The following is a 23,266-nucleotide window of genomic DNA, read 5'->3' on the forward strand; positions in this document are numbered from 1 at the left end:
CTTCGGCGCAGCGGCACCGAAATCGTCCGGCACCCCGTGCCCGCGCTTTAGCCGGTCAGATCCTTGACCGTGGTTGAGGTGCCGTTGGTCTTGACGCTGTCGATGCCGTTATCGCGTGCCGCCTCACTGCCATACATCTGGCTGCTGCCGATGACCTGGTAGTTGCCGGCCTTGAGATTGAAAAACGCCTTGCCGTTGGCCGCGGTCTTGCGCTCGTAGCGCTCCTCCAGCGGACTGTTGGCCTGCACCGAGGCGATACCGTTTTCCGCGGCGGCGCGGGTGTGGTATAGCTCGCTGCTAAGAATGGTTTCCGCATTGCCCGCCTTCAGCACGAAACGGAACTGCCCGTCGCTGCTTTTGCTCAATTCGAACCAACCTGCCATGTGACGACTCCTTGTTGTGACGTTGACAAACACCCCAAGACAAGCGGCGACTACCGCTCTGCGTACCACCGCCTGGCGGCAGTCCATGCCAAACAGCTTAGCAGAGCCGGCACGCCAGCACCAAGCCCGAGACACACCGCGAGCAAAGACACACCATAAAGAAGCCCACCATGAAAAACGCCCCGTGAGCACACGGGGCGTTTGGGCAGGCCAAGTTGGCCGCGATCAGGCTTTCAGCACTTCCGCCATCGCGTCGGCGACGTATTCCACGTTGCGGCTGTTGAGACCGGCCACGCACATGCGGCCGGAGCGCACCAGGTACACCGCGAACTCTTCGCGCAGGCGATCCACCTGTTCCGGCGTCAGCCCGGTGTAGCTGAACATGCCGCGCTGCTTGATGAAGTAGCTGAAATCGCGGCCCGGCACCTTGGCCGACAGCACCGCGTACAGCTTCTGGCGCATCGCCTTGATGCGCTCGCGCATCTCGGTCACTTCGCCTTCCCACTCCGCACGCAGTGCCGGTTCGGTCATCACCATGGCGGTCACCTGGCCACCGTGGGTCGGCGGGCTGGAGTAATTGCGGCGCACGGTGGCCTTCAGCTGGCCCAGCACGCGGCCGGCTTCTTCGGCATCGTGGCACACCACCGACAGGCCGCCACAGCGCTCGCCGTAGAACGACAGGTTCTTGGAGAACGAGTTGCTGACAAAGAAGCTGACGCCGGCGGCGGTCATCGCGCGGATGGCGAACACGTCATCCTCCAGGCTGTCGCCGAAGCCCTGGTAGGCGATGTCCATGAACGGTAGCAGGTCACGCTGCTTCACCACCTCGATTACCTGCTCCCACTGCGCATTGGAGAGATCGACACCGGTCGGATTGTGGCAGCACGGGTGCAGCAACACGATGGTCTTGGCCGGCAGCGCCTGGAAGCAGGCGATCATCTCGTCGAACTTCACCCCGCCGGTAGCCGCGTCGTAGTACGGATAGTCGTGCACCACGAAGCCGGCGCCTTCGAACATGGCGCGGTGGTTGTCCCAGGTCGGGGCGCTGACCCACACTTCGCTGTCCGGGAAGTAGCGCTTGAGCAGGTCGCCGCCGATCTTCAGCGCGCCGGAGCCACCGATAGTCTGGATGGTGGCGATGCGGCCGGCGGTGACCGCCTCGTGGCCGGCACCCCACAGCAGCTGCTGTACTGCAGTGCGATAGTTGGCGGCGCCTTCCATCGGCTGGTAGGAGCGTGCGCCGGCGCTGGCCACGCGCGCGGCTTCGGCTTTCTGCACCGACGGCAGCAGCGGGATACGGCCTTCCTCATCGTAGTACAGGCCGATGCCGAGGTTGACTTTCGGATTGCGGGTGTCCTTGTTGAAGGTTTCAACCAGGGTCAGGATCGGGTCGCCGGCGTAGGCTTCGACATGCTGGAACATAGTTTTCCTGTTTCTCTCTTGTCTGGATCGGGTGGCAAACAAGCCATAAACCTAACATAAAGCCTGCTTTTTCACAGCATCGACACCAACAAGCCGCCAAATCCGCAGCAACATTGCAGCAAACCGCATTTCCCCGCCACTAAATTGCCAGCCACCCGCCAGGCTCTTACACCGCGATGGGCCACGCCTGCTCGGCCACCGCCACCTGCGCCAGCGCCGCCACCTCGCCCAGCACGATCACCGCCGGGCTGGCCAGACCGCTGCGCGCCACATCGGCGGCCAACGTTTGCAGGCGGGTGACAATGTGGCGCTGCTCCGCACAGCCCGCACGATGCACCACCGCCACCGGCAGGCTGGCGGCAAAGCCGGCGGCCATCAGCTCGCTGGCCAGCGCCTCGACATCGCTCATACCCATGTAACAGACCACGGTCAGCTGCGATGCCTCCAGCGCCTGCCAGTCCGGGCGCGAGCCGTCCACGGTGTGCGCGGTGACCAGCGCCACGCCGCGGGCGACGCTGCGGTGCGTCAGCGGCAGGCCCAGCGCCGGGCCGACGGCCAGGCCGGCGGTGATGCCGCCGACGGCCTCCACGTCCACGCCGCGCTCCGCCAGCCACGCCCACTCCTCGCCGCCGCGGCCGAAGATGAACGGGTCGCCGCCCTTCACCCGCGCCACGGTCTTGCCCTGCCGCGCGTAACGCGCCATCAGGCGCAGGATGAAGGCCTGCGGCGTCGACTTGCAGCCGCCGCGCTTGCCGACGTGCACGATGCGGGTGCCGGGCCGGGCAAAATCGAGAATGTCGCGGCCAACCAGATCATCCACCAGCCAAGTGTCACAGGACTGCAGCACGCGCAGCGCCTTCAAGGTCAGCAATTCCGCATCGCCGGGACCTGCGCCGATCAACCATACCTTGCCATTCATGATGTTTCCTTTGCGTGTGCGGCCTGTTAGCCCTGAACCATACCCGAAACAAAAAACCGTTTTAGACCGATGCTTTATAAGCAAATGACGTGCCTTGGGCTGCCGCTACGCCGCCACCATGCGCACCAGCTCCGGCACGCAGGAGCCGCAGCCGGTGCCGCAGCGCAGCTCGCGCTTCAGCCCGTCCACGTCCAGCCCCTTGGCGATGCCGGCGCAGATCGCGTCCTCGCGCACGCCTTCGCAGGAGCACACCACGCGCGAACGCACCGCGCCGCGCGCCTGCCCGGTCAGCAGCGCCGACAGGCTGTCCGGTGCCGCGCCGCCGTCCAGCCAGCTGCTCAGTGCCTCGTCGGCGCGCACGTCACCTGCCAGCACGAAACCCAGCGGCTGTTTCGCCTGCAGCCACACCCGGCGCAGGATGCCGCGCGCCGGATCGTCCAGCGCCGCCGACAGGCTGCCGGCCGGCTCCAGCACGCTGGCCAGCTGCTGCAGCACGGCGACGTCCGGTGCCTCGCTGGCGGCCAGCCGCAGCCGCAGTGCTTCCACGCCACCGAGCATCACCGGCACCGCCACCGCGTACGGGAACAGTGCGCGCACCGCGTCCAGCCGCGCCCGTGCCGCCAGCGCGTCGCCCTTCAGTAGCAGCGTGGCGCGCCACGGCAGCTTGGCCGCTTCCACCGCCACCGCGGCGTGCTTCAGCTCCGGCTGCCGCGACAGCGGATCGCCTACGCGGGTGGTCAGCGCGTTGATGCCCTGCCCGCCCAGCGCGGCACCACCCCAGTGCATCGGGATGAAGGCCACGCCGGGGCGCAGCTTGTCGTCGGCCACCACCGGCAGGTAGATCGCGCCGCGCTTGTTGCGCACCTTGACCAGGTCGCCGCTGGCAAGGCGCTGCCGCTGCAGGTCGCGCGGGTGCATCGCCAGCTGCGGCTCCTCCACGTGGCGGGTCAGCGTCGGCACCAGCGCGGTGCGGCTCATGGTGTGCCAGTGGTCGCGCAGGCGACCGGTGGTCAGCCGCAGCGGGAAGTGCGCCGACACCTTGTCGCTGACCGTGCGCCAGGCGACATCGACAAACTGTGCGCGGCCGTTAGCGGTGGCGAACACGCCATCGCCGTACAGCCGGGCGGTGCCGTGACCGTCGCGGAACGGCCACTGCTGCGGCCCGCGCTGCTCCAGCACCTCGTAGCTGAGCGCGCTGTAATCCAGATCGCGGCCGGCGGTGGTGGTGGCGTGCTCGGCGAATACCGCGGCGGCATCGACAAAGCCGAACGCCGGCAGCCGCTCCGGCGCCAGGCTTGCGGCCAACCTTTGCGCCACGTCGTCAGCGATGCGCCAGTCTTCGCGCGCCTGCCCCGGTGCCGGCAGCGCGGCGCGCACGCGGCTGATGCGGCGCTCGCTGTTGGTGACGGTGCCGTCCTTCTCCGGCCAGGTGGCGGCCGGCAGCACGATGTCGGCGTAGGCCAGCGTCTCGCTGCTGTTGAAGGCCTCCTGCACGATCACGCAGTCCACCTGTTCCAGCGCGGCGCGCACCAGCGCCTGCTCCGGCATCGACTGTGCCGGGTTGGTGCACACGATCCACAGCACCTTGATCTTGCCGGCGGCGGCGGCCTCGAACAGCTCCACCGCCGCCAGCCCCGGCGTGGCCGGCAACGCCGGCACGTTCCACAGCGCGGCCACTTCGGCGCGGTGCGCGGCATTGCCCGGCTCGCGGTGGCCGGGCAAGGCGGTGGCAAGGCCGCCGACCTCGCGCCCGCCCATGGCGTTGGGCTGGCCGGTCAGCGAGAACGGGCCGCAGCCGGGACGGCCGATATGGCCGGTGGCCAGATGCAGGTGGATCAGCGCCGCGTTCTTGTCGCTGCCGTTGCTGTACTGGTTCAGGCCCATGGTGTAGCAGGACAGCGTGGCCGCGCTTTGGGCGAACCAGCGCGCGGCGGTGACCAGATCCTGCTCGCTGATGCCGCACAGCTCGGCGGCGGCGCGCGGGGTGAATTCCTGCAGCCGCTGCTTGAGCACGGCAAAGCCTTCGGTGTGCTGCGCGATATAGTCGCGGTCGATCAGCTCTTCCCAGATCATCACGTTGAGCATGCCGTGGAACAGCGCCACGTCGGTGCCCGGCAACACCGGCAGGTACAGGTCGGCGATGCTGGCGGTGTCGGTGCGGCGCGGATCGACGACGATGATCTTCATTGCCGGATTGGCGGCCTTGGCGTCTTCCAGGCGGCGGAACAGCACCGGGTGGGCGAACGCCATATTGGAGCCGGCGATCAGCACGCACTCGGCGTGATCGAAGTCGTCGTAGCAAGCCGGCGGTGCGTCGGCACCCAGCGTCAGCTTGTAGCCGGTGACGGCGCTGGACATGCACAGCCGCGAGTTGGTATCGACGTTGTTGGTGCCGACCAGGCCGCGCGCCAGCTTGTTGAACAGGTAGTAGTCCTCGGTCAGCAGCTGGCCGGACAGGTAAAAACCGACCGCGTCCGGGCCGTGCTGACGGATGGCGTCGGCCAGCTTGCCGCTGACCGCTTCCAGCGCGCTGTCCCAGCTGACTTCCTGCGCCGGCTCGTCCTTGGCAAGGCGCAAGGTTGGCCGCAACAGCCGCGCCGACGGCCGGCCGGTGGTGTCGCCCAGCGTGCGGCCCTTGCTGCACAGGCGGCCGAAGTTGGCCGGGTGGGCGCCGTCGCCGGTCACCGCCAGCACGCGCGAACCGTCGGTGGAGATCTCGACGCCGCAGCCGGTGCCGCAATAGCAGCAGATGGAGGAGACGGTGTGGTGGTGTCCCGTTGTTTCAGTCATGTTCTAGTCTCCTTGCGGCCAACCTTGTTGATGCAATGCTCAGTCCAGCGCCAGAAAGATGGCGCCCGCTTCCAGCTTCACCGGAATGTGGCCGCTACAGCCCTCGTCCGGCGCGCAGGCCTGGCCGGTGGCCAGGTCGATGTTCCAGTTGTGCAGCGGGCAGGTCACGGTGCGGCCGGAGACGATGCCCTGCGACAGCGGCCCGCCCTTGTGCGGGCACTTGTCGACCAGCGCGAACACCTGGTTGTCGATGGTGCGGAAGATGGCGATGTCGTCGCCGTCGTCACGCTTCAGCACGCGGGCGCCCTGCGCCGGGATGTCGTTCAGCTGGCAGATGGTTTTCCAGTTGCGGCTCATGATGTGATCCTTTTGGTGGTGGCCACGGCGGCGCGCTGCTGCCGTGGCCGATGGACAAGTCGCCGGTTCAGGCGGTGACCGTTTCGATGCTCAACGCTTCAAACTCGTGGCGGGCGACGCCGCCCTTGGTGCGCTCCGCCCAAGGGTCCTGCTCGAAGGTCAGCGCGAACTTCAGCCGTGCGTACAGCTCGTTGCGGCCAGCCTCGTCGGCCAGCACCCGCTGCTTGATGTACTCCATGCCGACGCGGTGCAGGTAGTGCACGGTGCGTTCCAGATAGAACGCTTCCTCGCGGTACAGCTGCAGGAAGGCGCCGCTGTACACCATCACCTCGTCGTGCGTTTTCACCTTGCACAGGAACTCGGCCACCTCGGTCTTGATGCCGCCGTTGCCGCCGATGTACAGCTCCCAGCCGGAGTCGACGCCGATGATGCCCACGTCCTTGATGCCGGCCTCGGAGCAGTTGCGCGGGCAGCCGGATACCGCCAGCTTGACCTTGGCCGGGCTCCACATGCCGAACAGGTCGTGTTCCAGGTCGATGCCCATCTGCGTCGAATCCTGGGTGCCGAAGCGGCAGAACTCGCTGCCGACACAGGTTTTCACCGTGCGCAGGCTCTTGCCGTAGGCGTGGCCGGACGGCATGTCGAGGTCGGCCCACACCTTCGGCAGGTCTTCCTTCTTCACCCCCAGCAGGTCGATACGCTGGCCGCCGGTGACCTTCACCATCGGGATGTCGTACTTGTCGGCGACATCTGCGATGCGGCGCAGCTCGGACGGGTTGGTGACGCCGCCCCACATCCGCGGGATCACCGAGTAGGTGCCGTCCTTCTGGATGTTGGCGTGCACGCGTTCGTTGATGAAGCGCGACTGCGGATCGTCCTTCGCCTCGCCCGGCCAGCTGGAGATCAGGTAGTAGTTGATGGCCGGACGGCAGCTGCTGCAGCCGTCCACCGAGCGCCAGTCCAGTGCGGTGAAGGTGTCCGCCAGCGAGGTCAGGTGCTGTTCGCGGATCGCCTGCCGTACCTGGCCGTGGTTGAGATCGGTACAGCCGCAGATCGCCTTTTCCGATTTCGGCTTCACGTCGGCGGCGCCGCCGACGCAGTTGATCAGGATCTGCTCCACCAGGCCGGTGCAGGAGCCGCAGGAGCTGGCCGCCTTGGTGTGCTTTTTCACTTCATCAACCGTGAACAGGCCCTTTTCCTGGATCGCCTTGACGATGCTGCCCTTGCACACGCCGTTGCAGCCGCACACTTCGGCATCGTCGCTCATGCCCATCGCGCGGTTCTGGCCGGCGTGGCCGACGTCGCCGATGGCGCCCTCGCCCAGCATCAGCTGTTCGCGCATTTCGTGGATCGCGTGGCCTTCGCGGATCAGGCGGAAGTACCAGCCGCCGTCGGCGGTGTCGCCGTACAGGCAGGCGCCGACCAGCTTGTCGTCCTTGACGATCAGCTTCTTGTAGATGCCGCCGACCGGATCGGACAGCGTGATTTCCTCGTGGCCGTCGCCGCCCATGAAGTTGCCGGCGGAGAACAGGTCCACCCCAGTCACCTTCAGCTTGGTGCTGGTGGCCGCCGGCACGTAGCGGGCGATGCCGAAGTTGGCCAGGTGGTTGGCCACCACTTTCGCCATGTCGAACAGCGGTGCCACCAGGCCGTAGCTGACGCCGCGGTGGCTGACGCACTCGCCCACCGCGTACACGCGCGGGTCGAAGGTCTGCATGAAGTCGTTGACCACGATGCCGCGGTCGCAGTAGATGCCGCTCTGCTCCGCCAGGCTGAAGTTGGGGCGGATGCCGACCGCCATCACCACCAGATCGGCCGGCACTTCCTCGCCGTCCTTGAAGCGCACGCTGGCGACGCGGCCGCTGCTGCCGGCCACCAGCTCGGCGGTCTGCTTCTGCAGCAGGAAGGTCAGGCCGCGTTCCTGCAACGTGTCCTGCAGCATGGCGGCGGCGGTGCGATCCAGCTGGCGGTCGAGCAGCCATTCACCGAGGTGCACCACGGTCACCTTCATGCCGCGTGCGGCCAGGCCGTTGGCGGCTTCCAGCCCCAAGAGACCGCCGCCGATCACCACCGCGTGCTGATGATTGGTCGCGGCGTCGATCATGGTGTTGACGTCGTGGATGTCACGGAAGGTGACCACGCCGTCCAGCTCCTTGCCCGGCACCGGCAGGATGAAAGGATTGGAGCCGGTGGCCAGCAGCAGGCGGTCGTACTCGGCGGTGGTGCCGTCAGCGGCGCGCACGATGCGGCGGCCGCGGTCGATGTCCACCACTTCCTTGCCCAGATGCAGGGTGATGCCGTGCTCGGCGTACCAGTCGACGTCGTTGAGCATGATTTCCGGCAGCGTCTGCTCGCCGGTCAGCACCGGCGACAGCAGGATGCGGTTGTAGTTGGCGTACGGTTCGGCACCGAACACGGTGATGTCGTACAGCTCCGGGGTCAGCTTGAGCAGCTCTTCCAGCGTGCGCACCCCGGCCATGCCGTTGCCGACCATTACCAATTTGAGCTTCTTCATGGTGTTTCCTTTGTCTGATTTGCGACGCATTGCGCGGCGTCCTGCCTGCGCCGCCCGTCGTCATTGCCGTAGCGGTGCCGAAACGAAAAAAGGTCCGCCGGTGTGACTTGCGCCACGCCGAACGGACCTCATTGTCCCTGTCCCGGTCACCGCCATTGGCGACCCGGACAATCTGATTGTGCCTGTCTTAATGCAAAGGCCGTGCCAGCCCGCAAACCCCTGTTTTTGCGGCCAACCCTGGCCGTGGCCGCCCTGATTTGCCTGCCTATGGTGCACGGCAGCACCAAAAACAGGCAGCCGCCCCATCAATGCAACAACAGCGCGTACAGCAACAGCAGATTCAGCAGCAGCGAAACCAGCGCCAGCGTGCGCCACAGCCGCAGCGGCGCCCGCTCCGCCCACGGCACGCGCTGCAGGCGGCGCTGCGGCACGCTGTCGCCGCGCTCCAGCGCCAGCTGCATTTCCTCGGAAGTCTCGAAGCGCTGCCCCGGCTCGCGTGCCACCGCCTTCAGCAGCAGGTTGTCCAGCCACAGCGGCACGTCCGGACGCTGGCGCGACGCCGGCTGCGGCGCGTCGAAATGCGGGTTCTGGAACGCCTCGATCTCGCCGTAGGGATAGCGGCCGGTCAGCAGCTGGTAGAGGGTGACGCCGGCGGCGTACAGGTCGCTGCTGCTGCTCGCCTTACCACCGGCGAAGCGCTCCGGTGCCATGTAGCTGGCGGTGCCGGGGCCGGGGCCGTCGTGCTCCGGCGTCAGCCCGGCACAGTAGGCGACGCCGAGGTCGAGCAGCCGCAGCTGACCGTCACGACCGAGGTGCACGTTGTCCGGTTTGATGTCGCGGTGCACGATGCCGAGGCGGTGCAGCGCCGACATCGCACGGCACAGCGCGAGGCCGATGGCGACCACCTCGCTGATGCCGAAACGCTGCTGCGCCAGCCTTGCGGCCAACGTTTCGCCGTCGTGCCAGCGCTGCAGGTAGTACAGGTGCTGGCGTTCGACGCCGGTGGCGACCTCGGCAAAGTACGGCGAGCTGATGCGTTTCTGCAGCCACTCCTCCACCAGCAGCGCCTGCTCCGCGCCCTGGTCGCCGGCCAGCAGCGGCGGCAGCGTCTTCAGTACCCAGTGCCGTCCGGCGGCGTCGGCGACGCGATAGGCCAGCCCGCCGGGCGAGGCGTGCAGGCTGGCCACCACCGTCAGCCCCTCGAACGGCTGGCCGTCGCGCAGTTTCGGCGGCAGCGGCAGGCTGTTAGCGCGCGCCAGCTCGTCGGCCAGTGCGCCCTGCGGCAGCGCCTCCACCCGCAGCACCAGCGCCGACAGGTTGTCCTGCGCGCCGGCGGCCAGCGCCGTCTCGCACAGCACGCTGGCGGCGCGCTGCACGTCCAGATGCAGGTGCAGGATCTCGTCGATGCGCTTGTCGCCCAGCGCCTGCCACACGCCGTCGCACAGCAGCACGAACACGTCACCGGCGTGCAGGTCGCCGTCGCAGAAATCCGGCATCACGTGCTCGTCCAGCCCCATGCCGCGCTTGAGCACGTGCGACAACGACGCCTCCTCCCACACGTGATCGACGGTCAGCTGCGTCAGCCGGCCCTGGCTTAATCGGTAGACGCGGCAGTCGCCGACGTGGGCAACGGTGTAGCGGTGGCCGCGCAGCACCAGCGCCGACAGCGTCGCCACCAGCGGCTTGCCCTGCGAGCGCAGCCAGCGGTTGTGCGCCGCCAGCAGCCGGTCCAGCGCCGACGACACCGCCCACGTTTCCGGCGTGGCGTAGTAGTCGGCGCACACCGCGCGGATGGTGGACTGCGCCGCCAGGCGGCCGTCGGCACAGCCGGAGACGCCGTCGGCCAGCGCGAACAGCGCGCCCTTGCTGGTCAGCAGCCCGTCCTGCGGCACGCTCCAGCCCAGCGCGTCCTCGTTGCGTTCACGGCGGCCGGCGTCACTGGCGTGGCCGACGGCAAGTTGCAAGCTCATGGTGCTTCCCTGCTAGAAATAATGCCCGCTTGAAGATGATGCCGTGCTCCAGCACGGCGTAACGGGGCGGGATCCGTGATCCCGCCCCGCTGATGGCTAGTGGTTGCCGCTTATACCCGCGCCGCGGTCACGTTGCTGGCGCCCCAGGTGGTGCGCCAGCGCAGTTTCACGCCGTGCAGGCCGATCCACGCCACCACGCCGAGGCTGGCGAACAGCCACAGCCCGAGCTGGTAGTTGCCGGTGTGCTGCTTGACGAGGCCGAGACCGGCGGCGAGCAGGAAGCCGCCGATGCCGCCGGCCATGCCGATCAGGCCGGTCATCACCCCGATTTCCTTGCGGAAGCGCTGCGGCACCAGCTGGAACACCGCGCCGTTGCCGCTGCCCAGTGCCAGCATCGCACCGACAAACAGCGCCAGCGCCACGTTGACCTGCGGCAGGTTGAAGCCGACCACCGCGATCAGCAGCGCCGCCGCGGTGTACATCACCAGCAGGGTGCGGATGCCGCCGATACGGTCGGCCAGCGCGCCGCCCAGCGGCCGCATCAGCGAGCCGGCAAACACGCAGGCGGCGGTGTAGTAGCCGGCGGTGACGGCGTTCAGGCCGTACTGGTCATGGAAGTAGCCCGGCAGCGCGCTGGCGAGGCCGGCAAAGCCGCCGAAGGTGACACAGTAGAAGAACATGAACCACCAGCTGTCCTTGTCGCCCAGCACGCGCAGGTAGTCGGCCAGCGCTTTGGGCTTGGGGCGCTGCGGCGCGTTCTTGGCAAACAGGCAGAACAGCACGAACACCACCCCCAGCGGCAGCACCGCGAGGCCGAACACGTTTTCCCAACCATAGAGTGCGGCCAACGTTGGCGCCAAGAGCGCGGCAAACACGGTACCGGAGTTGCCGGCACCGGCGATGCCCATCGCCTTGCCCTGGTGCTCGGGCGGATACCACTGCGACGCCAGCGGCAGCGACACCGCGAAGGCGGCACCGGCGACGCCGAGGAACACCCCCAGCAGCAACGCCTGTGACAGCGACTGGATGCCGTGCAGCCAGGCAAAGCCCAGCGCCAGCATCACCACCACCTGGCCGAGGATGCCGGCGAATTTCGGTGAGAAGCGGTCCACCAGCAGGCCCATGCCGAAGCGCAGCAGGGCACCGGCCAGGATCGGCGTCGCCACCATCAGCCCACGCTGCTGCGCCGACAGCTGCAAGGCCTCGGCGATCTGGATCGCCAAGGGCCCGAGGATGTACCACACCATGAAGCTGAGGTCGAAATAGAGGAACGACACCAGCAGTGTCGGGGTATGGCCTGCCTTCCAGAAGTCCTTGCTCATTGTCTTGTTCCTTGAAAGATGTCCGTGATCGATCAGGCGGCGCGCCGGGGGCGCCGCGGCGGTCCGTGCCGCAAAAAAGCAAAGAGGCCCGTTGCCCGCGGTATCGCACCACGCGCAACGGACCTCTTTGTCCAAGCCCGCATCGCCGCCATTGGCAACCGGGACAATCATCTGCAGCGCTATCACAGCAAGCGCCGTGCCAGCCAGACAGCGCAGTTTGGCCGCCAAAATGCCGGTTTTGCCGCCGCCGGCGCCTGCCGATGGTGCACAGCAGCACCAAAAGCAGGCGCCGCCCCGGCTGCGGCCAACCTTGCGCCTGCGCCGCCATGAAAAAACCGGGCCAACGGCCCGGTGTCAACAACGTGTCGCCACGTCAGGGGATGCAAGAGGGTGTGCCCGGTCAGGCTGCCTCTTTGCGGTGTTTCTGGTACAGGAAATCCAGCACCGCGCCGCGATAGCGGTGGTAGTCGGCGTCGCCCGCCAGCGCCAGCCGGTTGCGCGGCCGTGGCAGCTGCACTTCCAGGATCTCGCCGACGGTGGCCGCCGGGCCGTTGGTCATCATCACGATGCGGTCGGACAGCAGCACCGCCTCGTCCACGTCGTGGGTCACCATCACCACGGTACTGCCGGTGGCATCGACGATCTTCACCATCTCGTCCTGCAGGTTGGCGCGGGTCAGCGCGTCCAGCGCGCCGAACGGCTCGTCCATCAGCAGCACCTTCGGCTCCATCGCCAGCGCGCGGGCGATGCCGACCCGCTGCTTCATGCCGCCGGAGATCTCGTGCGGGTGCTTGTCGCGGGCATGGCCCAGCCCCACCAGCGCCAGCGCGGCGTCGGTGCGCGCGGCCAGCTGCGCCTTGCTCTCTTTGGCGCCGAACACGCGCTCCACCGCCAGCAGGATGTTGCCGTAGCAGGACAGCCACGGCAGCAGGCTGTGGTTCTGGAACACCACCGCGCGCTCGGGGCCGGGGCCGTCGATCTCGCGACCGTTGCACAGCGCGATGCCGTCGGACGGCTCCAGCAAGCCGGCGATGATGTTGAGCACCGTGGACTTGCCGCAGCCGGAGTGGCCGATCAGCGACACCACTTCGCCCTGGCGGATGGTGAGGTTGATATCCTGCAGCGCGACGAAGCGGCCTTTCTTGGTATCGAAGTGCTTTTGCACGTTTTCCAGCTCGACGAAGCGTTCCATGTCACTCTCCCTGTCCGAAGCTGGCCTTCTTCGCCAGCCATACCAGTGCCTGTTCCAGCGCCAGCCCCACCAGACCGACCACGAAGATGGCGATCAGGATGTGCTCCACATTCAGGTTGTTCCATTCGTCCCACACCCAGAAGCCCAGCCCCACGCCGCCGGTGAGCATCTCCGCCGCCACGATCACCAGCCAGGCGGTGCCGATCGCCAGCCGCACGCCGGTGAGCATGTGCGGCAGCACCGCCGGCAGCAGGATGACGCTGAACACCTTCCACTCCGACAGCCGCAGCACGCGTGCCACGTTCAGGTAATCCTGCGGCACCGCGCGCACGCCGGCGGCGGTGTTGAGGATCATCGGCCAGATGCTGGAGATGAAGATCACCCAGATCGACGCCGGACTGGCGGCCTTGAACACCAAGAGGCCGATCGGCAGCCACGCCAGCGGCGACACCGGGCGCAGCAGGCTGATCACCGGCGCCGTCATCCGCGACAGGAAATCGAAGCGGCCGATCATGAAGCCCAGCGGAATGCCGACCACGGCGGCAAGGCCGAAACCGACGCCGACGCGGCCCAGCGACATCAGGATGTTCCAGCCTATGCCCTGGTCGTTGGGGCCATTCTGGTAGAACGGATCGGCGAACAGCTCGGTGGCCGACGCCCAGGTGCTGACCGGCCCCGGCAGGCTGCCGCGGCTGACCTGCGACACCAGCGACCACAGCAGCACGAAGGCGATCAGCCCCAGCAGCGGCGGCACCAGCCAGCGGATGAAGCGCACCAGCGGTTGCAGCGACGGCGGCGCCGCGGCGAGCAGGGTCTTGCGCTTGCGCGGGCGGGCGCTGCGCGCAGCGGTGGCGACCGGGCCTGCGGCCAACGTTGGCGAGAAAGTTTCGGCAGTACTCATGATGTCGCTCCTCAGGCCTTGATCTTGAAGCTGGCGGCGTAGGCAGCCGGGTTCTTGCCGTCCCACACCACGCCGTCAATCAGCTTGCTGGCACGCATGTCGCTGGCCGGCAGCGCCACCCTGGCCATCGCCGCCGCGTCCTTGTAGATGGCGATCTGGTTGATCTGCTTCGCCACCGCCAGGTAGTCGGGGTCGGTCTTCAGCAAGCCCCAGCGCTTGTGCTGGGTGAGGAACCACATGCCGTCGGACAGGTAGGGGAAGTTGACCTTGCCGCCGTCGAAGAACTTCATCAGTTTCGGGTCCTGCCACTTCTTGCCGAGGCCATCCTCGTAGGCACCGGCAAAGCGGCCGGCGATCACCGCTTCCGGCGCATTGACGTAGGCCTTCTCTGCAATCAGCCTGGCGACGCTGGCGCGGTTCTTCACCTCGTCGATGTAGCGCGAGGCGTCCAGCAGTGCCGCCACCAGTGCGCGCGCGGTATTGGGGTACTTCTTCACCCACTCGCCGGTGGTGCCGAGCACCTTTTCCGGGTGATCCGGCCAGATCTGCTGCGTGGTGGCCACCGAGAAGCCGATGCCGTCGGCGATGGCGCGCGCGTTCCACGGCTCGCCGACACAGTAACCGTCCATATTGTCGACGCGCATATTGGCCACCATCTGCGGCGGCGGCACCACGATAGTTTTTACATCCGACAGCGGATTGACGCCGTGCGCCGCCAGCCAGTAGTACAGCCACATGGCGTGGGTGCCGGTGGGGAAGGTCTGCGCGAAGGTGTACTCACGCGGCTCGGCCTTGATCAGTTTCGCCAGCGCCGGGCCGCTGGTGGCGCCCTTCTCCTTCAGCTGGTTGGAGAGCGTGATGCCCTGCCCGTTCTGGTTCAGCGTCATCAGCACCGCCATGTCCTTCTTCGGGCCGCCGATGCCCAGGTGCACGCCGTAGATCATGCCGTACAGCGCGTGCGAGGCGTCCAGCTCGCCGTTGACCAGCTTGTCGCGCACCGCGGCCCAGCTAGCCTCCTTCGACGGCACGATGGTGATGCCGTACTTCTTGTCGAAGCCCAGCTTCGACGCGACGATCACCGAGGCGCAGTCGGTCAGCGGGATGAAACCGACTTTGACTTCGGTCTTTTCGGGTTTGCCGGTGGCCGCGGCAAAGGCGGAGGTGGCAAAGCCGGCAGGCAAGGCGGTTGAGGCCATCAGTGACAAGGCTCCCTTGAGGAAGTCGCGGCGTTCGTTGCCCGCCGCATGCGGGTGGAGATCGAGTTCGTGACGCTTTTCCATGTGCTGCTCCCAGAGTGAGTGGACTGCAAGTGCAAAAGAAAAAGCGCCCGTCACCCCTTCACTCAGAAAGGGCAACGGACGCCGTTGTCCGTATTACCAGGCCTGCGCCGCCGTTGGCACCTTCCTGCTAGTGTGACGCGTCTTCGCGTCTCGCCATTCATTTAGCAAGGGCCATGCCAGACATCAATTCATTGTTTTTAATGGATTTTTTATTTGGCGGCAGTTTTTTTGCACTGCAACAGCACGGCGCGGCACCAACCCGATACCGGCGCTGCACCATCAGCGCCGTCCCAGAATGCAAAAGGCCGCAACAGCATGCCTGTTGCGGCCAACCTTGCCCGACAGCGGCGGGCGGTTCAGCTTTTCAGCCACTCCGCCAAGCTGATGATCTCCTGCGCCACCTCGGCCAGCTTCTTCTGCTGCTTCATCGCCCGTTCGCGCAGCTGCTTGTAGGCGGTCGCCTCGTCCAGCCCCTTCATCTCCATCAGCAGGCCCTTGGCCTTTTCCACCACCTTGCGGTCGGCCAGCTGCTTTTGCGCGTCGGCCAGCTCGGCGCGGCGCGACACGTCGATCTGGTGACGCTCGATCGCCACCTCCAGCAGCGGCTGGATGCGGCTGCTTTCCACGTCGCCGACCACATAGGCGGCGACGCCGGCGCTGAGCGCGGCGCGGATGGTGTCGCGGCTGCCGTCATCGGTGAACATCACCACCGGCCGCTCGCTCTGCGCGCCCATCACGCACACCTGCTCCAGCATGTCGCGCGATGGTGCATCGCTATCGATCAGCACCACGTCCGGACGCGCCGCCGCCAGCACGTCGGCCAGATGCAGGTTCGCCTCCACCTCGGCCACCACGCGCACGCCAGCCTGCTCCAGCAGCGTCCGCAACGACGCGGCCTTGCCGGAACCGTCTTTCACCAGCATGACTGTCAGCACCTTGGATCTCCCTTTTAATTTGTTATTGCACCGGAGCGCAGCAATTGCCATGCCATGTACTGACAGCACGCTGGCAGCAGATCGCCATTACAATGCCGTCATGAACGGCAAACACAGGAATCCGCCACCATGACCACCCTGCAACGCTGCGGCTGGTGCAGCGACGACCCACTGTACATCGCCTACCACGACACCGAATGGGGACAACCGGTACACGACGACCGCAAGCTGTTCGAGATGCTGGTGCTGGAAGGCGCCCAGGCCGGGCTGTCGTGGATCACTATCCTGCGCAAGCGCGACAACTACCGCCGCGCCTTCCACCACTTCGATCCGCAGCGGGTGGCGGCGATGGACGAGGCCGACGTCGAGCGGCTGCTGCAGGATGCCGGCATCGTGCGCAACCGGCTGAAGATCAACAGCGCAATCCGCAACGCCCGCGTTTTTCTTGCAATGCAGCAAAAACATGGCAGCTTTGCACGCTGGTTGTGGGATCATGTCGACGGCCAGCCGCTGCAAAACCGATGGGCCAGCCTGGGCGAATGCCCGGCCAGCACCGAATTGTCCGACCGCATCAGCAAGGCACTGAAAAAGGAAGGTATGAATTTTGTCGGCAGCACGGTGATCTACGCCTTCCTGCAGGCCACCGGCGTGGTCAACGACCATCTCTGCAACTGCCCGCAGCACCCGCAACACCGCCAGCACGACGCGTAACACCCGAACACCCCGGCGGCCGCCACGCCGCCGGCCGCCCGACCCAGACTCTTCTTCCTGTTGCTGCGCACTTGGCGCGATAAGTTGATCAGTGCCGATCCCTCTATCGCCCGAAAGTGCCCATGCCCGGCTATCAGGTCAAATTCGAATCCGTGCTCATCGGAGACACCCGCTATCCCATCCGCTCGCTGCTGGATGGCAACCAGTACCACGATCCCGACGGCGCCGCCGCCGCGGCCGGCATTCCGGAAGCAGCGTGGCCGCTGTTCGGGCTGGTGTGGCCGTCGGCACGCATCATGGCCGACGCCATGCTCAGCAAGAACATCTGCGGCAAGCGCATCCTGGAAGTCGGCTGCGGCCTGGGGCTGGCCAGCCTGGTGCTGCAGCAGCGCGGCGGCGACATCACCGCCAGCGACTGCCACCCGCTGACCGACAGCTTCCTGCAGCACAACGCGCAGCGCTGCGGCCTGCCGGCGGTGCCGTACCAGAACGGTAACTGGGGCACCGCCAATCCGGCGCTGGGCAAGTTCGACCTGATCATCGGCAGCGACCTGCTCTACGACCGCGAGCTGCCGTCGCAGCTGGCCGGCTTTCTCGACCGCCACTGCGCCGATAACGCCGAGGTGATCGTGCTCGACCCCGGCCGCGGCAACAAGAATGCGTTCACCCGCGCGATGCAGGCACGCGGCTACCGCTTCAGCGAGCGCGCGGCGGCACGGCAGCAGAACAGCGGCGAGGCCTACAAGGGCCACTTCCTGACCTACACCCGCGGCCGCATCGACAGCTGAACGCCTGCGGCCAACGTTGGCCGCAGCCGGCAGCGGCGCACCAGATCGGCGCAGCGGCACGTTCCCGGTCATGGCACTGCACCACGGCAGCGCGGCCGGCGCAGCATTATTTATCGAAACAATGGCCTGATTCTTGCTGCAACACGGCATCCCCCTCCGCTGACAGGATCGCCATGACTGCACCAAGTCCTACCATGTCCCTGAGTCGCAAAGAACAACACTGGCTGCCGTGGTTTGGCTGCACCGGCAAGCTGGCCATGCGCTGGAGCTGCCTGCTCAACCGCCACCGCCACGACGCGATGGCGCAGATTTTCGGCAGCCTGGCCGCCAACCGCGTCGACATCCTGCAGCGCTGGGCCACCGAGCAATGGGCGCAGCTGGAGACGCTGGCGCAACAGTGCCGCAGCAGCGCGCAGCCGCAGGCGCTACTGGCGCGGCGCAAGCAGCTGGCGCCGGACTTCTCCGAACTGTTCATCGTCGACGCCGGCGGCGTGGTGCTGGCCTCCACCGCCGCGCAGCGTTGCGGCCAACGTTTGTCCCAGGGCGCGGCGCTGCAGCGCGGCCTGCGCCAGCGTTTCCTGCACGGCCCCTACAACGACCCCGTCACCGAACAGCTGGGGCCGTCCACCTCGCGCTTTCACGACGAAGTGACGCTGATGTTCTACCTGCCGCTGGACGATGGCAGCCGCTGCCTGTGCGGGCGGGTGCCCAACGACGTGATCGGCGACCTGATCCAGCGCGAGGCCGGGCACATCTTCCGTGACTCCGGCGACAACTACCTGTTCATGGCCAGGCCGGTGTTCGATCCCGGTGTGGTGCCGGGCACCGCGCTGTCGCGTTCGCGCTTCGAGGACAAGACCTTCAGCCTCGGCGACAACCTGAAGGACGGTGTCGCCACCCCGTTCGGCAGCGTGCGGGTGCAGAAGCACACCGAGCTGGAGCTGCGCTTCAACGACCCGTCCAGCGGCCAGCTGCACCCCGGCGTGCGCGAAACCATACGCTGCGGCGAAAACACCTTCGTCGGCTATCCCGGCTACGCCGACTACCGCTACATACCGGTGGTCGGCCGCGGCGTCACCTTCCGCCTGCCCGGCAGCGACGACACCTGGGGCATGATGTGCGAGGCCGATCTGGAAGAGGTATACCGCAGCCGGCCGCTGGGCTACCGCCTGACGCGTCTGTACCTGCTGACCGCCATTCCCGCCGGCCTTGCCGGCTGGGCCATCGACCACTTTGCCGGGCTGCCGGCGGCGCTGTCGCTGCCGGTGTTCTGGATCATGCAGGCACTGGGGGTGCTGGCGTTCTACCACCTGGGCGCCAAGCAGCTGACCGGGCGCGTCACCTCGCTGATCCGCGCCATCCGCAGCATCGCCGAGGGTGGCGGCGACCTGCGCCAGCGCCTGGCGCTGGACAGCCGCAAGCCGGACGAGCTGTCGACGCTGGCCAGCTGGTTCAACAGCTTCATCGACAAGCTGGAAGGCACCATCCGCCAGGTGGTACACGCCTCGCACGAGATCGGCATCGCCAACCAGCAGCTGCAGGGCAGCCGCCACGACACCCGCGACAGCGTGATGGGGGTGGTCGAGCGCATGGCGGAGATGCGCCCGCTGCTGGGCCAGCAACAGCAGCAGATCGACCACGCCAGCGACAGCGCCGCCAGCATCCTGCAGCGCATGGAAGCGCTGGCGCAGGGCAGCACGCAGCAGGTGGCGCTGATCCGCGAGCGCTCGCAGGGCATCCGCGAGTCGGTGCTCGGCTCGTCGCAGACCCTGCAACAGCTGCAGGCCAGCGCCAGCGAGATCGGCAAGATCGTGGCGGTGATCCGCGACATCGCCGACCAGACCAACCTGCTGGCGCTGAACGCGGCGATCGAGGCGGCGCGCGCCGGCGAATCCGGCCGCGGCTTCGCCGTGGTCGCCGACGAGGTGCGCAAGCTGGCCGACCGCACCGCCAGCGCCACGCTGCAAATCGGCGGCATGATCAGCGGCATCCAGCAGCAGGCGGCCGGCGCCGTCAGCAGCATGGGCAGCGGCATGAGCAAGATGGAAGACGGCCTGAAACTGGCCGAGGACGCCGCCCACGACAACGGCGACGCGCAGCAGCTGATCGCCACCCTGATCACCGCCATCGACGGCATCGCCAGCGCCAGCCGCGGTTATGGTGACAAGGTGCAGCACGTCGACGGCGCCACGCAAAACATCCGCAGCGTGCTGCTGCAAAGCGAGCACAGCGCCGAGCAGACCGCCGCCGCCAGCCAGCGCCTGGCCGCGCTGATGCAGCAGTTCAAGGTCGCCTGAGCAAGCCAGCAATTGAGCACGCCAGTAATGCGGCAGGCCACACCCGGCCACCCGCAACAGCTGCCGACCCGATCGGTCATGCAGCCAGCACCCGCCGGCCCACCTCACCGGCACCGCATCCGCCAAGGTTGGCCGCAAGCGATCCCGCGCCAGCCTGACCCCAGCAGTACCCGCCAGCAGCAGACGCCATGAAAAAACCCGCCGATGAGGCGGGTTTTTTCATGGGCGGGTGTGGCACACGGCCGGCCTTGCGGCCAACCTTGGCGAGCCGGCACCCCTTACATCGCTTCCAGCACCGCGATGCCGAGCAGGCCGAGGCCGGTTTTCAGCGTCTTGCCGGTCAGCGCCGCCAGCTGCAGGCGGCTGTGGCGCACCTCGCCCTCGCTCTTCAGGATCGGGCAGGCTTCGTAGAAGCGCGAGAACAGCGTCGCCACGCTGTACAGATAGCTGCACAGGTGGTGCGGCTGGCTGCCTTCGGCCACGGTGGACAGCACGTCCTCGAACTGCGACAGCGCCACCGCCAGCTGCTTCTCCGCCGCTTCGCTGATGACGATGGCGGCCGCCGGGTTGTAGTCCTCGGCCTTGCGCAGCACGCTCTGCACGCGGGTGTAGGCGTACTGCAGGTAGGGCGCGGTATTGCCCTCGAAGCTGAGCATCGCGTCCCAGTCGAAGATGTAGTCGGTGTTGCGGCTCTTGGACAGGTCGGCGTACTTCAGCGCGCCGATGCCGACCGCCTCGGCGATCTGGCGGCGTTCGCTTTCCGCCATCTCCGGGCTCTTGCCGCTCACCAGCAGGTAGGCGCGCTCGATGGCCTCGTCCAGCAGGTCGACCAGCTTCACGCTGTCGCCGGAACGGGTTTTCAGCGGTTTGCCGTCCGGGCCCATGATGGTGCCGTGGCCGATGTGCTCGAACTGCGCGTCGGCGCGCAGGAAGCCGGCCTTGCGCGCGGTAGTGAACAGCTGCTGAAAGTGCAGGCTCTGCCGCGAGTCGACCACGTACAGGCAGCGGTCCAGCCCGAGCTGGCGGGTACGGAAACGGATCGCTCCCAGATCGGTGGTGGCGTACAGATAGCCACCGCCCTGTTTCTGCACGATGTAGGCCGCCGGCTCGCCTTCCTTGTTCTTGAACTCGTCGAGGAACACCACCTGGGCACCCTGGCTCTCGGTCAGCAGCCCCTGCTGGCGCAGCTCTTCCACCAGCACCGGCAGGTCGTCGTTGTAGAAGCTTTCGCCGCGCACGTCGTCGTCGGTCAGCAGCAGGCCCAGCTTGCGGTAGATGGCATTGCAGTGTGCCAGCGACAGCTTGACGAACTGTTGCCACAGCGCCAGCACCTCGGCGTCGCCGGACTGCAGGCGCACCACGTAGTCGCGCGCCAGGTCGGCAAACGCCGGATCCTCGTCGAAGCGTTTCTTGGAGTGCTTGTAGAACACGTCCAGGTCCTTCAGCTCCAGCTCCGCCTCGCCGGCGGCGCGCGATTCCACCATGTGCGCCACCAGCATGCCGAACTGGGTGCCCCAGTCGCCGACGTGGTTCTGGCGAATGACGTCATGACCGATGAAGCTGTTCACCCGCACCAGCGCGTCGCCAATGATGCCGCCACGCAGGTGGCCGATGTGCATTTCCTTGGCCAGGTTGACCGACGAGTACTCGACCATCACCTTTTGCGGCGCCGGCTTGCTGATACCCAGCGCGTCGTCGTGCAGCGCGGTCTGCAGGCGGGCGGCGACATAGGCCGGCTCGAGGTGGATGTTGATGAAGCCGGGACCGGCGATCTCGATCTTGCTGGCGATACCGGCCAGGTCCAGCTTGGCCACCACCTGCTCCGCCAGCGCGCGCGGGTTGGTCTTCAGCGCCTTGGCCGCGCCCATCACGCCGTTGGCCTGATAGTCGCCGAATTCCGGCTTGGAGGCGGTCTGGATGGCAGCATTGGCGCCCTCGACGCCGACGGCGGCCAGCGCGGCCACCACACGGTCATTGATCAGTTGCTGAATGGTCATATCGGTCCTGAAAAATCAAAGGCCGGACGCAAGGGGCGCCCGGCTGGGATGCAATACACAAATTGTACGGGCTAACCGTGGCTGCGGCCAACCTTTGCACCACCAAGGTTGGCCGCAACGGCGGGGATACGGCTCAGAACAGGCGCGCCAGCAGCGCCTTCTCCATGCCGGCCATGCCGGGGATCTTCACCTTCACGCCGTTGCCCGGCGCCACGCTGGCGGCTTCGCCATTGCGGGTCATCGCGGTGAGTTCCACGGTGCGATTGCCGCTCGGGTGGATGATTTCCACGCGGTCGCCGACGGCGAAGCGGTTTTTCACGTCGATCAGCGCCCAGCCGTCGGCGTCCACTTCCACCACGTCGCCGACGTACTGGCTCTGCTTGGCAATGGAATGGCCAGACAGGTAGTTCTGGTGCTCCTGCGTCTGGTGACGCTCAAGGAAGCCCGGGGTGTAGCCGCGGTTGGCCAGGCCTTCCAGCTCGGCCAGCAGGCTGTAGTCGAACGGGCGGCCGGCCACGGCGTCGTCGATGGCGCGGCGGTAGGTCTGCGCGGTGCGCGCCACGTAGTACAGGCTCTTGGTGCGGCCTTCGATCTTCAGCGAATCCACGCCGATCTTCACCAGCTTCTCCACCTGCTCCACCGCGCGCAGGTCCTTGGAGTTCATGATGTAAGTGCCGTGCTCGTCCTCGATGATCGGCATCATCTCACCTGGGCGGTTGGCTTCCTCGATCAAATAGGTCTTGTCGGCCAGCGGGTGGCGTTCTTGCCCGCCACAGGACGAGAAATTCTGGTTGGCTTCTTCCAGCGCCTTGCCGAAGTCGAAGTCGATCTTCTGCGGCTTCACGTCGCCGGCGTCGTCGCCCTGGGTGTCGTGCACCTTGTAGTCCCAGCGGCAGGCGTTGGTACAGGTACCCTGGTTTGGGTCGCGGTGGTTGAAGTAGCCGGACAGCAGGCAGCGGCCGGAGTAGGCAATGCACAGCGCGCCGTGCACGAACACTTCCAGCTCCATGTCCGGGCACTGCTGGCGGATCTCGGCGATCTCGTCGAGGGACAGCTCGCGCGACAGGATGATGCGCTCCACGCCCATCTTCTGCCAGAACTTCACCCCCATGTAGTTGGTGGTATTGGCCTGTACCGACAGGTGGATGGGCACGTGCGGCCAACGTTCGCGCACCATCATGATCAGGCCGGGGTCGGCCATGATCAGCGCGTCCGGCTTCATCTCGATCACCGGCTCCATGTCCGACATGTAGGTCTTGATCTTGCTGTTGTGCGGCAGGATGTTGCTGGCCACGAACAGCTTCTTGCCGCGGGCGTGCGCTTCTTCGATGCCGATACGCAGCTCTTCCAGCTTGAAATCATTGTTGCGCGCGCGCAGCGAGTAGCGCGGCTGGCCGGCGTACACCGCATCGGCACCAAAATCGTAGGCGGCACGCATCTTGTCCAGCGTGCCGGCAGGCAGTAGCAGCTCGGGAGCTTTCATCGGG

17 protein-coding genes are annotated in these 23,266 nt (G+C 66.7%); 3 read left to right on the forward strand and 14 right to left on the reverse strand.

Translation table 11 applies throughout. The annotated features are described in order from the left end of the window. Positions 1 to 47: 47 nt before the first annotated feature. The 12 genes from PQU89_RS05175 to PQU89_RS05230 all read right to left on the reverse strand — a co-directional run bounded on the left by PQU89_RS05175 (position 48) and on the right by PQU89_RS05230 (position 15,986). Positions 48 to 383, reverse strand: a complete 336-nt coding sequence (locus tag PQU89_RS05175) for a YegP family protein (protein ID WP_272764923.1) — start codon at positions 381 to 383, stop codon at positions 48 to 50. Between the two features lie 225 nt (positions 384 to 608). Next, positions 609 to 1,805, reverse strand: coding sequence for an amino acid aminotransferase (locus PQU89_RS05180; protein WP_272764924.1), 1,197 nt, complete (start codon positions 1,803 to 1,805; stop codon positions 609 to 611). Between the two features lie 166 nt (positions 1,806 to 1,971). Next, complete coding sequence (cobA, locus tag PQU89_RS05185; protein WP_272764925.1) at positions 1,972 to 2,724, reverse strand: uroporphyrinogen-III C-methyltransferase; 753 nt, start codon at positions 2,722 to 2,724, stop codon at positions 1,972 to 1,974. A 105-nt stretch (positions 2,725 to 2,829) separates the two neighbouring features. After that, the gene (locus PQU89_RS05190) at positions 2,830 to 5,514 is read right to left on the reverse strand and encodes a nitrate reductase (protein ID WP_272764926.1); all 2,685 of its coding nucleotides are present in this window, start codon (positions 5,512 to 5,514) and stop codon (positions 2,830 to 2,832) included. A gap of 39 nt (positions 5,515 to 5,553) precedes the next feature. After that, positions 5,554 to 5,871, reverse strand: a complete 318-nt coding sequence (gene nirD / locus PQU89_RS05195; protein ID WP_272764927.1) for a nitrite reductase small subunit NirD — start codon at positions 5,869 to 5,871, stop codon at positions 5,554 to 5,556. A 67-nt stretch (positions 5,872 to 5,938) separates the two neighbouring features. After that, positions 5,939 to 8,386 (reverse strand): nitrite reductase large subunit NirB, encoded by a 2,448-nt coding sequence (nirB, locus tag PQU89_RS05200; protein ID WP_272764928.1) that lies wholly within the window; start codon positions 8,384 to 8,386, stop codon positions 5,939 to 5,941. Between the two features lie 305 nt (positions 8,387 to 8,691). Further along, positions 8,692 to 10,356 (reverse strand): bifunctional protein-serine/threonine kinase/phosphatase, encoded by a 1,665-nt coding sequence (locus PQU89_RS05205; RefSeq protein ID WP_272764929.1) that lies wholly within the window; start codon positions 10,354 to 10,356, stop codon positions 8,692 to 8,694. A gap of 110 nt (positions 10,357 to 10,466) precedes the next feature. After that, complete coding sequence (locus PQU89_RS05210; protein WP_120809789.1) at positions 10,467 to 11,678, reverse strand: nitrate/nitrite transporter; 1,212 nt, start codon at positions 11,676 to 11,678, stop codon at positions 10,467 to 10,469. A 400-nt stretch (positions 11,679 to 12,078) separates the two neighbouring features. Further along, complete coding sequence (locus PQU89_RS05215; RefSeq protein ID WP_272764931.1) at positions 12,079 to 12,870, reverse strand: ABC transporter ATP-binding protein; 792 nt, start codon at positions 12,868 to 12,870, stop codon at positions 12,079 to 12,081. 1 nt (position 12,871) lies between these two features. Further along, complete coding sequence (gene ntrB / locus PQU89_RS05220; protein ID WP_189373616.1) at positions 12,872 to 13,771, reverse strand: nitrate ABC transporter permease; 900 nt, start codon at positions 13,769 to 13,771, stop codon at positions 12,872 to 12,874. An 11-nt stretch (positions 13,772 to 13,782) separates the two neighbouring features. Then, positions 13,783 to 15,051, reverse strand: a complete 1,269-nt coding sequence (locus tag PQU89_RS05225; protein ID WP_272764932.1) for a CmpA/NrtA family ABC transporter substrate-binding protein — start codon at positions 15,049 to 15,051, stop codon at positions 13,783 to 13,785. Positions 15,052 to 15,407: 356 nt separating this feature from the next. Continuing rightward, the gene (locus PQU89_RS05230; protein ID WP_272764933.1) at positions 15,408 to 15,986 is read right to left on the reverse strand and encodes an ANTAR domain-containing response regulator; all 579 of its coding nucleotides are present in this window, start codon (positions 15,984 to 15,986) and stop codon (positions 15,408 to 15,410) included. A 129-nt stretch (positions 15,987 to 16,115) separates the two neighbouring features. Here PQU89_RS05230 and PQU89_RS05235 point away from each other — a divergent pair, with 129 nt between their 5' ends. The 3 genes from PQU89_RS05235 to PQU89_RS05245 all read left to right on the forward strand — a co-directional run bounded on the left by PQU89_RS05235 (position 16,116) and on the right by PQU89_RS05245 (position 19,782). Continuing rightward, entirely contained in the window at positions 16,116 to 16,697 is a 582-nt protein-coding gene (locus PQU89_RS05235) for a DNA-3-methyladenine glycosylase I (RefSeq protein WP_308446587.1), read from the forward strand. A 122-nt stretch (positions 16,698 to 16,819) separates the two neighbouring features. Then, a complete protein-coding gene (locus PQU89_RS05240) occupies positions 16,820 to 17,485 on the forward strand; it encodes a class I SAM-dependent methyltransferase (protein WP_272764934.1) in 666 nt (221 codons plus the stop codon). A gap of 194 nt (positions 17,486 to 17,679) precedes the next feature. Next, complete coding sequence (locus PQU89_RS05245; protein ID WP_272764935.1) at positions 17,680 to 19,782, forward strand: methyl-accepting chemotaxis protein; 2,103 nt, start codon at positions 17,680 to 17,682, stop codon at positions 19,780 to 19,782. Between the two features lie 278 nt (positions 19,783 to 20,060). Here PQU89_RS05245 and argS read toward each other — a convergent pair whose 3' ends face one another. Beyond that, positions 20,061 to 21,779 (reverse strand): arginine--tRNA ligase, encoded by a 1,719-nt coding sequence (gene argS / locus PQU89_RS05250; protein ID WP_272764936.1) that lies wholly within the window; start codon positions 21,777 to 21,779, stop codon positions 20,061 to 20,063. Between the two features lie 133 nt (positions 21,780 to 21,912). Beyond that, positions 21,913 to 23,262: a prephenate-dependent tRNA uridine(34) hydroxylase TrhP gene (gene trhP / locus PQU89_RS05255; RefSeq protein WP_272764937.1), complete on the reverse strand. Its 1,350-nt coding sequence runs from the start codon at positions 23,260 to 23,262 to the stop codon at positions 21,913 to 21,915. Positions 23,263 to 23,266: the final 4 nt, after the last annotated feature.

Origin of the sequence: Vogesella indigofera (assembly GCF_028548395.1) — a bacterium.
GTDB lineage: Bacteria > Pseudomonadota > Gammaproteobacteria > Burkholderiales > Chromobacteriaceae > Vogesella > Vogesella indigofera_A.